The organism is Kumtagia sp. (genome assembly GCF_059502445.1).
Genome location: NZ_JCACER010000018.1, coordinates 39552 through 52289 on the forward strand (window position 1 = coordinate 39552; position 12738 = coordinate 52289).

Consider the following 12738-nt stretch of genomic DNA (forward strand, 5'->3'; position numbering starts at 1 on the left):
AATCGCTATCCGGCGCGCCGAATGGAGGCGGCCGCCATCCGCGCGACCTCGGCGGCAACGCGCTCGGCGTGCCGGGTCACCTGCGGCAGACCCATGAGTTCTCCGACGGTTGCGCGTGCCAGCGGACCCGCGACGAACAGGTTGGGGATCTCTCGGCCGTGCCTGTCGATGGCGCGGGCTGACCCGGATACGTCCAGGCCGAGCCGCAATGCATCGACGCGGACATGGCCTTGCGCCGCCAGGCTCGCAATCGCGGGATTGCTGTCGGTGATCGTGCCGTGGTCCGGCCCGGTGGTCACGACGATGCGGTCGAAACGTCCGTGCTCCGCCGATGACGCGCCGCGCAGCCTGTAGCCGATGTCGAAGCCCTTGCCGTGCCGCGTCGCGGACAGCAGCCGGCCCGCCGCCACGGTCAGCGTGCCCCCGGCGATACGGCGATCGGCCACGGCGACGACCTGCGGCGCGGCGCGGTAGCGGTGCACGTCCCAGAAGACGCGCAGATGGCGCACCAGCCGCACCCTCTCGGCCTGGGCGAGTGCCGACCAGATCGCCGGCGCCTGCTCGCGCAACGCGTCGAAGACGGCGTGCCAGGTGATGCCCTCGCCGGCGGCCGCCGCCACCTCGCGGCGGATCCTGCGCAGCAATGCGAGTGCGGTGCGCGCCGGCAGGCTGGAAAAGTCGCCGCGTGGCTCCGCCGGCGTCACGGCGTGGCCGCGCGAGCGCAGGCCGCGGCGCGAAAGCGCCAGGATGCGGCCGCGATGGCCCGCCGAATCCAGCGACGCGATGGCGTCGGCGGCCGTCAGCCCGTTGCCGATCAGCAATACACGGTCGTCCGGAGCGATCGATCCGAGGCCGCCACTGCCATGGATATCGGCGACGAAGCCCGGCAGTCCGGCCAGTTGCCGCAGAGGCCGGGGAACTGCGGGGGCCGGATGGCTTGTCGCCAACACGAGGATATCGGCGGAGATGTCCGCCCCATGTGCGAGGGTCAGTTGGAAGCGCCCCGGCCGCTTGTCGATCGACACCACCTCGTCCCGGACATGGGCGATGGCGCCGCTCGCCAGCATCGGGTCGAGCTGTTCGGCGACATAGCGGCCGAAGATGCGGCGGCGCGGGTAGGCAAGGCCTTCGCCCGTGATTGCCTCCGGATCGTCCGCAAGTGCGTGGGTCGCCGCGAGCCAGTCCACGAAATGCGACGGTTCGTCGGAAAAGAGGCTCATCCGGCCGGCCGGCACGTTGATCCTGTGCACCGGGTCGTGCGTCGAATAGGCCAGCCCGCCGCCAAGCCGGCCGCGCGGCTCGACGACCAGGATGCGCGGCGCACCGGCGGCAAACGCTCTTGCGAGGTGAAATGCGACGGCGGCTCCGGTATAGCCGCCGCCGACGATGACGACGGTCGGGACCTGCTCTGCAGGAGCCATCAGCTTGCGCCGACCCTCTTCGCCGGCCGGTGGTCTCCCGCGATGGTCTCGCCGAACGGCCCGGTGTTCACCGAATTGCCGCGTTGCGGGATCGGATGATCGAGCGGCAGGGTCGGCAGGACGAGTTCGCCGAAGCGATAGGCCTCTTCCAGATGCGGGTAGCCCGACAGGATGAAGGTGTCGATGCCGATCCGGCGATATTCGTCGATCCGCTCGGCAACCGTATCCGGATCGCCGACCAGCGCCGTGCCGGCGCCGCCGCGCACCAGGCCGACCCCGGCCCACAGGTTCGGCGAGACTTCGAGCTTGTCGCGGCGCCCGCCATGCAGGCGGCTCATGCGTGCCTGGCCGACGGAATCCATGCGGGCGAACACCGCCTGGGCGGAGGCGATCGTCGCGTCGTCGAGGCGGCTGATGAGTGCGTCGGCCGCGGCCCATGCGGCTTCGTTGGTCTCGCGCACGATCACGTGCAGGCGGATGCCGAAGGAGACATTGCGTCCCTTCTTCTCCGCCAGCTCCCGCACCGTTTCGAGCTTGCGCGCCACGTCGGCCGGCGGCTCGCCCCAGGTCAGGTACTTGTCGATCTGCTCGGCCGCGACGTCGTTGGCCTCCGGGGAGGAGCCGCCGAAATAGAGGGGCGGGTGCGGCGTCTGGTGCGGCGCAAAGAGCAGCCTGCCGTCCTCGATGCGGAAGTGCTTGCCGATATGCTCCACGGTCTCGCCGCGCAGCACCGCCTTGTAGATGTCGAGGAACTCGCGCGTCACTTCGTATCGCTCGGCATGGCTGAGGAAGATGCCGTCGCCCTTGTTCTCCTGCGGATCGCCGCCGGTGACGACGTTGATCAGCAGCCGGCCCTCGGAGATGCGGTCGAGCGTCGCGGTCATGCGCGCCGCGAGCGTTGGCGACTGCAGGCCGGGGCGCACCGCCACGAGGAAGCGCAGGCGCTTCGTCAGGGGAGCCAGCGCGGACGCGATCACCCAGCTATCCTCGCAACTGCGGCCCGTCGGCAGCAAGGCGCCGTAATAGCCAAGCGAATCCGCCGCCTGCGCGATCTGGGTGAGGTATGGCAGGTCGACGGCCCGGCCGCCTTCGGACGTCCCGAGATAGCGGCTGTCGCCATGGGTGGGCAGGAACCACAGGACTTTGATACGTTCTGGAACGTCTGTACTCACAGGAGTCTCCGCATGCGCGCCGGGCGCCTATTCCGGCGCACACTAACCGTCGCCCGGGGACTTCCAGAAGGCAAAAAATATCAATTCCATAAATCAGGTAGAAAATGACGACTTTTCTCTCCGGCGTGGAGGCCGGAGAGTGGGGTCAAGGCGATGCCGGCGCAGCCGGGACGATGCCGGCTCGTCCCGGCTGCGCGGCTCTGTTTTCCAGCTCAGCCCGCCTTGGCGACGCCGATGCGCCATTGATAGGGCGGCGGCGTGCCGTTGACGGCGTAGTCGCCGACGATGCGGTCCTTGTAGATGCGCGGATTGTGCGACGACAGCGTGCGCGCGTTGCGCCAGTGCCGATCGAGCGCCAGCGGCTTGCGCGTCGCCGACGCGCCGAGCGTGTCGAAGGCGATGGTGGCGGATTCCAGGATCAGATCGGTGACGATGTTCAGCGCCTGCGAGGTCTCCAGCTCCGCGAGCGCGTTGGCACGCTCCTCCGCCTCCGCGTCCCCGGCGAAATGCGCCTGGAAGGCGCGCTCGATGGCACGCCCGACCTGCAGCACGATTGCGCCGGCGGCGTAGGCGTTGCTGCGGATGCGGCCGACGACCTGCAGGACCTGCGGGTCCTGGCTCGAGCGCGGGCCGGCCGCGTTCGTATAGGTGCGTGTCCGCTTCGCCACCTGCGCCGCCGTCTCGGTGGTGATCGCCCGGCCGATGCCGGCCAGCGTCGCCAGATGGACGGCCTGGTAGAAGGCCGCTCCGTAGCGGAACTTGTCGTCGTCGACCACGACATCGCCGGGATCGACCACGGCGCCGCTGAAGGTGGTCGTGCCGCTGGCGGTGAGGACTTGCCCGAAACCGTCCCAGTCGTCGATCACGTTGACGGCCGGGTCGTCGCGGCGCACCTGCACGGCGATGCCCTTGCCGTCCAGCCCGGTTGCGCCGACATCGATCCAGTCGGCGAACAGCGAGCCGGTGGTGTAGTACTTCGTGCCCTCCAGCAGCAGCCTGCCGTCCTTCTCGTGGATGCGGGTGGAGAAGGCCTCCTGACTGGCATTGCCGATTTCGGTCCAGGCATTGCCGGCGATCTCGCCGCGCGCGATCCGTTCGGTCCAGCGCCTGCGGTCCGGCCCCTCGGTCTTGCTGACGACGTCCTCGACGAAGCCGAAATGGCCGCGCAGCGCCTGGGTGATGTTGGAATCGGCTTCCGACAGCTCGACAAGGATGTTGAGAAGCTCGGGAATGGTGGCGCCGAAGCCGCCTTCGACCTGCGGCACGCGGAGTGCCCCGAGGCCCGCCTGCTTCAGCCTGCCGATCTCTTCCACCGGCAGGCCGCGACGAAGCTCGCGGTCGATCGCTCCCGCGGCGATCTCGGCGAACAGCGGACGGAACCGGTCCGCGAGGCTTTCGTAGCGCGCGCTCGGTCCTTCGCCCCAGGCGAGGTCGATCTGAGACATGGTATCCTCTTCCTATGAATGCTGGTGAGTTCGTTCAGTGGACGACGTTCGACTTCGCTCCGCCGAGGTAGAAATCGTGCACGTCGTCGCGGGCGCGCAGTTCCTCCGCGGTGCCCGAAAGCGCGACCTTGCCCATCTCCAGGATGTAGCCGTGGTCGGCGTATTTCAGCGCGAGATTGGCATTCTGCTCGGCCAGCAGGAAGCTGACGCCCGACTGCGTGTTGAGGGTGCGGATGATCTCGAAGATCTCCTGCACGATGATCGGCGCCAGACCCATCGACGGCTCGTCGAGCAGCACCAGCTTCGGCTTCGTCATCAGCGCCCGACCGATTGCCACCATCTGCTGCTCGCCGCCGGAGGTCAGCCCGGCCTTGGTCCGGCGCTTCTGCTTCAGCCGCGGGAACCAGGCATAGATCTGTTCCAGGCTTTCGTTCAGCGCGGAGCGAGACGGCCGGCGCGCGAAGGCGCCGGCAAGCACGTTCTCCTCGACGGTCAACTGCGGGAAGACGTGGCGGCCTTCCAGCACCTGCACGATCCCGCGGGTGACGAGGCGCGAGGCCGAGAGGTCGCCGACGTCTTCGCCCCGCCACCGGATGTCGCCCTTGCTGACGCGTCCGCGGGCGGGGCCGAGCAGGTTGGATATCGCCTTCAGCGTCGTGGTCTTGCCGGCACCGTTGGCGCCGAGGAGGGCGACGATGCTGCCCTCCTCGACCTTGAGCGAGATGTCCCGCACGGCCAGGATCGCCTGACCATAGAGCGCTTCCACGTTGCGGACTTCGAGGAAGCCTGGCTTCTCAGCGGTCATGGCCGTTCGATCCCTCGCGGTTCAGTTGCTCGCGTCGACGCGGGGCGTGATGCCCTTCTCGGCCGCGTAGGCGGCCGCCTTGGCCTTGATCACGTCCGCGAACAGGGTCGGATCGGCCTTCAGCCAATCGGTCAGCGTGTTCCAGGACTCGCCGTTCCACTGGATGATCTTGGCTGCGACCTGCTCGCCCTTATGGTTGTCGATCGAGGTCTTGAGCGGGCTGATCAGGCCTTCCGCGCCGAGTTCGGCGATGCGCTTGTCGTCGATGTTCAGGTTCTCGAGCGCCCACTGGCCTTCCTCGGCGGTGAGCGGGCGGTTGCCGAACCTGGCCTGGCCGGTGCGCAGCGCCTCGACGAAGGTGATCGCTTCGATGACGCCGTAATTGTAGTAGACGGTGCCGAACTTGCTGTTGTCCTTGAGGTCGGACTTGCCGGCGTCGACGATGTGCTCCTTCAGCTTCCTGATGATGCCGTAGTCGGTGCCGGGCGGGAAGACCGACACCGCGAGGTAGCCGTTGGCCGCCGCGCCCGCCGGGCGGGCATCGTCTTCCGAGCCGCTCCAGATGTCGCCGATGATGCGGTCGACCGGGAAGCCGACGCGCGCCGCCGTCTTGATCGCGACCGGCGTCATCACGCCCCAGCCGCGCAGGAACACCCAGTCGGCGCCGGCGCGGCGGATCTGCTGCCACTGCGCCTGCTGCTGCTCGCCCGGATGCGGCACCGGGATCTGGATGTCCTCGAAGCCGTACCTCTTCGACAGGATCGCCAGCGGCTCGATCGTGTCGCGGCCGTAGCCGGAGTCGTGGTAGAGCGTGGCGATCTTCACGCCCTTCAGCTTGTCATGGCCGCCGACCTGCCCGGCGATGTAGTCGACGATGATCTCGGCCTCGCTCCAGTAGTCGAAGATCAGCGGGAACTGATACGGGAAGACGCGGCCGTCGGTGGCGATGTTCTGGCCGCCGCCGGGGCTGACGATCGGCACCTTGTCGAGGCGCGCCTTGTCGGTGAGCGCGACGTCCAGGCCGCTCGAATGCGGGTAGATCGCGGCGGTCAGCGCACCGTTGAAGCCGTTCTTGTAGCGCTCGTAGCACTCGATGCCGCGCTCGATCGTATAGGCGGTCTCGCACTCCTGGATCAGGATCTTGACGCCGTTGACGCCGCCCTCGACCTCGTTGACGTAGCGCAGATAGTCGATGTTGCCGGCGCCGAACGGGATGAAGGACGGGGCATAGGGGCCGGTGCGGTAGGTGAACAGCGGATAGAGCTGCTGGCCGGCGCCGTCCTGCGCCATCGCCGGCCCGGAGAAGACGGCAGCCGACAATACGGCCCCCGCCGCCAGGGCGATCGTTCTCGAGAGTAGGGACATTTAGCGGTTCCTTGATTGGTCGCTGGGGTGATCGGTGCCGGGTCTGTGGGCCTGCGCGCGAACGGGCCCGGCGCCACGCCCGGTCCGCGCGGGAGCGCGGAGCCTAGCTTGCCAGCCGCCCCCGGATGGCTTCCACGCCCCGCCGTATCCAGGCTGAGAGCCCGTCGGGTTCCTTGATCAGGATGAAGATGATGATCGCGCCGAAGATGACGCGCTGCAGGTTGGTGATGGCGCCCTGGTCGCTGAGGTAGGCGACGTTGGACGCCAGCACGAGATGGTCGAGCACGATCGGCGTCAGCACGATGAAGGCCGCGCCGAGGAAGTTGCCGAAGATCGTCGCCGTGCCGCCGATCAGCACGATGAAGAGGATCTGGAACGACTTGTCGAGATTGTAGGTGTGCGCGTCGGCGGTACCGAGATAGGCGAAACCCCACAGCACGCCTGTTATGCCGAGGAAGAAGGAGGAGACGGCGTAGGCCTGCAGCTTGCGGCGCGCGACGCGGATGCCGAGAACCGACGCGGCGGTCTCCATGTCGCGGATCGCCATCCATTCGCGGCCGAGGCGGCTGCGCACGACGAGGAAGGCGAGCCCGATCAGCAATGCGGTCACGCTCACGACGAGCAGGTAGCGGCCGTGCGGGGACTGGAGGTCGTAGCCGAGGAATTCGAGCCGGGGCGCCGAGATCGTCAGGGATTGGCTGTTGTTGGAGAACCAGGGATAGTTGGTGAACAGCCACTGAAAGAAGAACTGCGCGCCGAGCGTCGAGGCGGCGAGATAGAAGCCCTTGATCCTGAGCGCGGGCAGGCCGAACACGACGCCGACGGCAGCCGCGATGAGGCCGGCAAGCACGAACACCACCGGCAGCGGCAGGTCCGGCGCGCGCAGGATCAGATTGTAGGCCGAGAACACGCCGACGGACATGAAGGCGGCCGAGCCGAGCGAAACCAGCCCCGCATAGCCCTGGAGCAGGTTGAGCGAGATGCCAGCCAGCCCCATGACGATGGTGGGGATGATGATCGAGCTCAGCCAGTAGTCGGTGGCATAGGCGGGGACGACGCCGAAGGCGACCACGAGACCGGTCGCGACGAGCGCCAGGCGCATGAGCGCCGGGGTGGAGACGGCCGGCGCCACGCGCGCGACGTCCGGTGCGCTGTCCTGTATCGAGGCCATGGATCAGACCCTTTCGATTTCGCGGTCGCCGAACAGGCCGGCCGGACGGATGAGGAGGAAGGCGACGGCGAGGATGTAGGCGAACCAGGTCGACACGCTGCCGTTGACGATCGGACCGAGGTAGATGTCGGCCAGCGCCTCGCTGGCGCCGACGATCAGGCCGCCGACGATCGCGCCGGGGATGGAGGAAAAACCGCCGATGATCAGCACCGGCAGGGCCTTGAGCGTCACCAGCGACAGCGAGAACTGCACGCCCTGGCGCGCGCCCCACAGCAGGCCCGCCACCAGCGCCACGAAGCCGGCGACGCTCCAGACGATGCGCCAGATAACCGGTAGGCGGATGCCGATCGACTGCGCGGCGAGCGTGTCGTCGGCGACCGCGCGCAGCGAGATGCCCATGCGCGTCTTGCTGAAGACGGCGGCCAGCACCGCGACCAGACCGATGACGATCAGCGACGCGACGATGTCGAAGCGGCTGACGAGGATGCCGCCATAGTCCTGGGCGATGTCGTTGATGCCGAGGTCGAGCATGTGCACGTCGGTGCCGAGGAAGAACTGCGCGGTCCCGTCGATGACGAAGGACAGGCCGAGGGTTGCCATGAACAGCGTCAGCGGATCGCGGTTGCGCAGCGGCCTGAGCACCAGCGCCTCGACGGCGACCGCGACGATCGCCATCAGCAGCGCGGTCAGGGCGAAGGCGCCCCAGAACGGGATGCCGCGCTCGACCAGCGAGACGAAGACGAGCGCCGCCAGGAAGACCATCGCCCCCTGCGCGAAGTTGAATACTCCCGACGCCTTGTAGATCAGCACGAAGCCGATCGCGACGAGCCCGTACATCAGGCCGGCGAACAGGCCGGCGATCAGCGTTTCGAGAAAGAAGGCCATGGCCGCTTGTCCTCAGTGAACCGTGCCGAGATAGGCGGCGATGACCTCGGGATCGTCGCGCACCTGGTCGGGCGCGCCGTCGGCGACCTTGCGGCCGTAGTCGAGCACGACGATGTGCCGGGCGAGGCCCAGCACGATGCCGACGTCGTGCTCGATCAGCACGATGGTCGTGCCGAATGTCCGGTTGACCTCGGAGATGATGCGGCTCATCTCCGCCTTTTCATCCTGGTTCATGCCGGCCATCGGCTCGTCGAGCAGCAGCAGCTTCGGCTCCGAGACGAGCGCGCGGGCGAGGTCGACGCGCTTCTGCACGCCGTAGGGCAAGGTGGAGACGATGCGGTCGCGGTGCGCCTCCAGCCCGAGGAAAGCGATCACGCGGTCGGCCCTGGCGGCGAAGGCGCGCCGCTCCGCCACGTCGCGTCCGACGCGGAATATGGTCTCGATGAAGGAGGCCTGGCCAAGCCTGGATAGGCCGGCGAGCACGTTTTCCCGCACGGAGAGGCGCCGGAACAGGGCATTGTGCTGGAAGGTGCGGCCGATGCCGAGCCGCGCCGCGGCGCCTGGCCTGATGGCCTCGAAGCGCACTCCGTCGAAGACGATGTCGCCTGAGTCCGCCCGGTAGACGCCGTTGATGACGTTGAGCAGCGAGCTTTTTCCCGCGCCGTTCGGACCGATCAGCGCACAGATGGAGCCTTGTTCAACCGAGAAGCTGAGCGCGTCGATGGCGGTCACGCCGCGGAAGGAGAGCGAGACATCGTGGAGTTCGAGTAGCGCGGCCATCAGCCGATGACCGACTTGAGCACCTGCAGCGGCGCGGTGCGCTCGGCATCGCGCTGCTTCACCGCCTCGATATCGCGATAGCCGGCCGCCGGATGCGTGGCGGGCAGGTAGGGTCCGTCGCCGAACAGTTTTTCGCGCAAAGTGCCCGGCTTGTAGGCAGTGGGGTATGCGCCGCGCCGCTGCAACTCGGGCACGATGTAGCCGACCACGTCCTCGAAGCTGTCGGGAGTGACCGCGTAGGCGAGGTTGAAGCCGTCGACATCGGTCTCGTCGACCCATTCCTGCAGGATGTCGGCGATGTGCTGCGGCGAACCGACGACGACCGGGCCGAGGCCGCCGATGCCGCCGAACTGGGAAAGCTCGTCGATGGTCCAGGACTTGTCGCCGCCGGCGAGGTTTTCGACCACGGAATGGATGGCGTTGGTTTCGACCTTCCTGACGAGGTCGGTCGGCGCATACTGGCCGAAGTCGATGCCGCTCCAGCCGGACATGAACACCAGCGACCCGTCATAGGAGACGTAGCTCCGGTAATCCTGGAACTTCTTCTGCGCCTTCTCCTCGGTCTCGTCGGTGATGATGGTCAGCAGCGTGTAGATATATAGCTTCTTCGGGTCGCGGCCGGCGGCGGCGGCGCGCTGCCGGATCTCGGCGACATAGTTCTTCAGCACCGCCTTGGTCGGGGCGGCGACGAAGATGCACTCCGCGTGCTGCGCGGCAAAAGCCTTGCCCGGACCGGAGGCGCCCGCCTGATAGAGCACCGGCGTGCGCTGCGGCGAGGGCTCGGTCAGGCCATAGCCGGGGACCGTGAAATACTTGCCCTGATGGCCGATCTCGTGGACCTTCTCAGGGTTCGTGAAGATGCGGTTGCTGCGGTCGCGCACCACCGCTCCTTCCTCCCACGATCCCTCGAGAAGCTTGTAGAGCACCTCGACATACTCTTCGGCCACCTCGTAGCGGTTGTCGTGTCGGCGCAGGCCGCCCTGGCTGATGTTCTTGGCGCCGCTCTCCAGATAGGAGGTGACAATGTTCCAGCCGACGCGGCCCTTGCTGTGATGGTCGGCGGTTGCGATGCGTCGGGCGAAGGTGTAGGGGTGCTCGAACGAGGTCGATGCGGTGATGCCGATGCCCAGATGCTCGGTCGCGAGCGCGATCGGCGCGGCAAGCTGCAGCGGGTCGTTGACCGGGATCTGCGCGGCCTGGTGCAGCGCGTGGTGGTTGGAGCCCTTGTAGACGTCGTAATAGCCGATGACGTCGGCGATGAAGATGCCGTCGAATACGCCGCGTTCGAGCGTGCGCGCCAGGTCCTGCCAGTAGTCGAGGTCCTTGTACTTCCACGACCTGTCGCGAGGGTGCGCCCACAGTCCGGGGGACTGATGACCGACGCAGTTCATGTCGAAGGCGTTGAAGCGGATCGCTCTCGTCATCGGGGGCTCCTGAGGCAAAGGAGCCGAACCCTACTCCGCACGAAGGGCCACAGGTTAGATATTCTATAATCTTTGTAGACATCTTAGAGGAAAATTCCTGCGGCCAAACGCGTCTCCTCCAGCGGACCCAGTTCGCGTTGCGGGATATTGCCTTGCATGCCGCCGTTGGGACTCTGTCGGCAGTCGTCATCTGACGGCGCTTTCCCTCAGCGCTGCCGGCGGCGTCTGTCGAGCGGCCGCATCGGCTGCGCGAGAAGGTGCGGCGCGCCCGGGGCCGCGCTACACCCGGTCGATGACCAGGCAGTCCAGCATGGCGGCGAGATGCAAGCCGGCGCCGATCACCACGAAGGCGTGCCAGGCGGCGGACTGGAAGCGCAGGCGCTGCCAGACGAAGAAGACGACGCCGAAGGAATAGGCGATGCCGCCCGCGACGATCAGCCAGAGGGTCGTCTCGGGCAGCGTAGCGACCAGCGTGCGCGCCACCACCGCGCCGCTCCAGCCGATGGCGAGATAGAACACCACGGCCAGCCGGTCGAAGCGGCCGGGCAGGCATATCTTGATCGCCATGCCAAGCGCGGCCGCGCCCCAGACAACCGCGATCATGGTGGCGGCGAGCCCCGGGTCGTCGAGCTGGGCGAGGAAGGGCGTGTAGGTGCCGGCGATCAGCAGGTAGATCGCCGCATGGTCGAAGCGGCGCAGCACCCACTTCACCGGCGAGATCGGCCACAGATTGTAGGCGAAGGAGATGGAGAGCAGCGCCAGCAGCGACACGACGTAGAACAGCGTCGCGACATATTCCCAAGGTCCGGTCGAGAAGGCGGCGAAGGCGAGCAGGATCGAGCCGGCCGAGACCGCCAGCACCAGGCCGATGCCATGCACCACGCCGTCGGCGATCAGTTCCGCCCTGGAGTAGACGTAGCGCCCGCGGAAGGGAATGTCGGAAAGCTCGCTCTGTCGGCTCATGTCGCCGTATTCGTTATCGGGACCCCAAGCAGCGATTTCAACATCGCTGGGCAGCACTGGCAAGCGGCGGATGGTCGCGGGCGGGGCGGGCAGGATTTCGCTCGCCAGCCTGTTGCCGCGGCGGGCTGGGTGATGAACGGCTCCAACGTCAGGTCGAATTCTTGACCGAAACAAGCTGACGAAGTTCCCGAGGGCTGAACCCGGTAGCCTTGCGGAGGGCGCGGGCGAAGTGGGCCGGTGCCGAATAACCCAGCGAGCCGGATATCTGCGTGACGGACGCATCGGAGCTGCGCAACAGCTCAAGCGCCCTTCGGCTACGCACCAGGTTCGCCAGCGTCCGGAAATCCGTGCCCTCGCGGTTCAACTCGCGCTGAAGGGTGCGGACGCTTGTATCTAGAGATCGCGCCGCGCTTTCGATCGATACCTTACCCGCAAGCACCTGTGACCAGATCTGCTCGGCGAGAATGTCGCGAAGTCCGCCGAGCTTCCGGCAGTCCACACGCGCCCGCGCCAGATCGTCGACCGTGACGAGGGCCGCCTCCCCACGCAGTGCGCGGCCGGCGTGGAGTCCCGCAGCGTCGAAGCAGATTGTCACGGTCGGCCTGTCGAACAGCACGGGGCAGCCGAATACGTCTTCGAAGGAGCCGGACCGGCGCGGCTTCGGAAGGTCGAGTTCGACGCATCGCAGAGGCGGACGGGCGGGAAGGAATGACCGGCAGAGGTTCACCACGACACCGGCTGCACCGCAGGCGACTTGCGCATATCCCTCAAGCCCCTTTGCGGCGCTGGTGTAGCTGAGACGCGCCTGCCCATCGATGACGTTCAGCGACAGGGAGTCACCCTTGCTGTGAAAACCGATCGTGGCCGTGGCCCGCTGGATCGCGTCGCCCAACGTGGACGCCCCCAGGACATACTCGCCCCAGCAGCCGTAGCTCGCGACCGTCAAATGGGGCGCCAAGAGCAGCCCGAAATATTCTTCGCCGGTCAGTCTGGCGATGGAGTCGACGAAGGCGCTCATCGTGACGTGCGGGATGAAGCAATCCTGATCCTCGATCGCCTCGATGTCGAGCATCGCCGCCCGGTTGGCTTGCCTGAGCAGCTTGTCGCCAAAGACGCCACGGACGAAAGCGGGGACGCCCGCCAAGGCGGTCACCGAAATGACGGGTACCGAATCGAACCTCGAGCTTGCCGGGAGTTTCTGGGCCGATGGCGCAAAATGGTTCGTCAGCAACATCAGGCATCATGTACAGCTTGACGGAGCAAGGTAAGGCTTCGCTTCGATCTTGCCGGCTTTATGCCGTTCAGCG

The 12738-nt window shown here is 67.0% G+C and carries 11 protein-coding genes; all 11 read right to left on the minus strand.

Translation table 11 applies throughout. The features are described from left to right. Positions 1 to 5 precede the first annotated feature (5 nt). The 11 genes from AC5JDC_RS07385 to AC5JDC_RS07435 all read right to left on the minus strand — a co-directional run bounded on the left by AC5JDC_RS07385 (position 6) and on the right by AC5JDC_RS07435 (position 12665). A complete protein-coding gene (locus AC5JDC_RS07385; protein ID WP_495840468.1) occupies positions 6 to 1421 on the minus strand; it encodes an FAD/NAD(P)-binding protein in 1416 nt (471 codons plus the stop codon). Further along, positions 1421 to 2593 carry an FMNH2-dependent alkanesulfonate monooxygenase gene (gene ssuD / locus AC5JDC_RS07390; protein WP_495840470.1) on the minus strand — a complete coding sequence of 391 codons (1173 nt, stop codon included), beginning with the start codon at positions 2591 to 2593 and terminating at the stop codon, positions 1421 to 1423. Before ssuD ends, AC5JDC_RS07385 begins: the two co-directional genes overlap by 1 nt. 212 nt (positions 2594 to 2805) lie before the next feature. Next, positions 2806 to 4038: an acyl-CoA dehydrogenase family protein gene (locus AC5JDC_RS07395; RefSeq protein WP_495840472.1), complete on the minus strand. Its 1233-nt coding sequence runs from the start codon at positions 4036 to 4038 to the stop codon at positions 2806 to 2808. A gap of 34 nt (positions 4039 to 4072) precedes the next feature. After that, a complete protein-coding gene (locus tag AC5JDC_RS07400; protein ID WP_495840474.1) occupies positions 4073 to 4843 on the minus strand; it encodes an ABC transporter ATP-binding protein in 771 nt (256 codons plus the stop codon). Positions 4844 to 4864: 21 nt separating this feature from the next. Beyond that, positions 4865 to 6208, minus strand: coding sequence for an ABC transporter substrate-binding protein (locus AC5JDC_RS07405; RefSeq protein WP_495840476.1), 1344 nt, complete (start codon positions 6206 to 6208; stop codon positions 4865 to 4867). 103 nt (positions 6209 to 6311) lie between these two features. Further along, positions 6312 to 7379, minus strand: a complete 1068-nt coding sequence (locus tag AC5JDC_RS07410; protein WP_495840478.1) for a branched-chain amino acid ABC transporter permease — start codon at positions 7377 to 7379, stop codon at positions 6312 to 6314. Between the two features lie 3 nt (positions 7380 to 7382). Next, a complete protein-coding gene (locus tag AC5JDC_RS07415; protein ID WP_495840480.1) occupies positions 7383 to 8264 on the minus strand; it encodes a branched-chain amino acid ABC transporter permease in 882 nt (293 codons plus the stop codon). A gap of 12 nt (positions 8265 to 8276) precedes the next feature. After that, positions 8277 to 9047 carry an ABC transporter ATP-binding protein gene (locus AC5JDC_RS07420; RefSeq protein ID WP_495840568.1) on the minus strand — a complete coding sequence of 257 codons (771 nt, stop codon included), beginning with the start codon at positions 9045 to 9047 and terminating at the stop codon, positions 8277 to 8279. Further along, positions 9044 to 10468, minus strand: a complete 1425-nt coding sequence (locus AC5JDC_RS07425) for an LLM class flavin-dependent oxidoreductase (RefSeq protein WP_495840482.1) — start codon at positions 10466 to 10468, stop codon at positions 9044 to 9046. The genes AC5JDC_RS07420 and AC5JDC_RS07425 overlap by 4 nt, the downstream gene beginning before the upstream one ends. Before the next feature lie 279 nt (positions 10469 to 10747). Further along, positions 10748 to 11431, minus strand: coding sequence for a PAQR family membrane homeostasis protein TrhA (trhA, locus tag AC5JDC_RS07430; protein WP_495840484.1), 684 nt, complete (start codon positions 11429 to 11431; stop codon positions 10748 to 10750). 148 nt (positions 11432 to 11579) lie between these two features. Then, complete coding sequence (locus AC5JDC_RS07435; RefSeq protein WP_495840486.1) at positions 11580 to 12665, minus strand: AraC family transcriptional regulator; 1086 nt, start codon at positions 12663 to 12665, stop codon at positions 11580 to 11582. Positions 12666 to 12738 lie beyond the last annotated feature (73 nt).

What these genes read in the sequence shown, in the direction of transcription:
- AC5JDC_RS07385 (WP_495840468.1), bottom strand. Translation starts at nt 1,421, where the DNA reads ATGGCTCCTGCAGAGCAGGTCCCGACCGTCGTCATCGTCGGCGGCGGC.
- AC5JDC_RS07395 (WP_495840472.1), bottom strand. Translation starts at nt 4,038, where the DNA reads ATGTCTCAGATCGACCTCGCCTGGGGCGAAGGACCGAGCGCGCGCTAC.
- AC5JDC_RS07400 (WP_495840474.1), bottom strand. Translation starts at nt 4,843, where the DNA reads ATGACCGCTGAGAAGCCAGGCTTCCTCGAAGTCCGCAACGTGGAAGCG.
- AC5JDC_RS07405 (WP_495840476.1), bottom strand. Translation starts at nt 6,208, where the DNA reads ATGTCCCTACTCTCGAGAACGATCGCCCTGGCGGCGGGGGCCGTATTG.
- AC5JDC_RS07410 (WP_495840478.1), bottom strand. Translation starts at nt 7,379, where the DNA reads ATGGCCTCGATACAGGACAGCGCACCGGACGTCGCGCGCGTGGCGCCG.
- AC5JDC_RS07415 (WP_495840480.1), bottom strand. Translation starts at nt 8,264, where the DNA reads ATGGCCTTCTTTCTCGAAACGCTGATCGCCGGCCTGTTCGCCGGCCTG.
- AC5JDC_RS07425 (WP_495840482.1), bottom strand. Translation starts at nt 10,468, where the DNA reads ATGACGAGAGCGATCCGCTTCAACGCCTTCGACATGAACTGCGTCGGT.
- trhA (WP_495840484.1), bottom strand. Translation starts at nt 11,431, where the DNA reads ATGAGCCGACAGAGCGAGCTTTCCGACATTCCCTTCCGCGGGCGCTAC.
- AC5JDC_RS07435 (WP_495840486.1), bottom strand. Translation starts at nt 12,665, where the DNA reads ATGTTGCTGACGAACCATTTTGCGCCATCGGCCCAGAAACTCCCGGCA.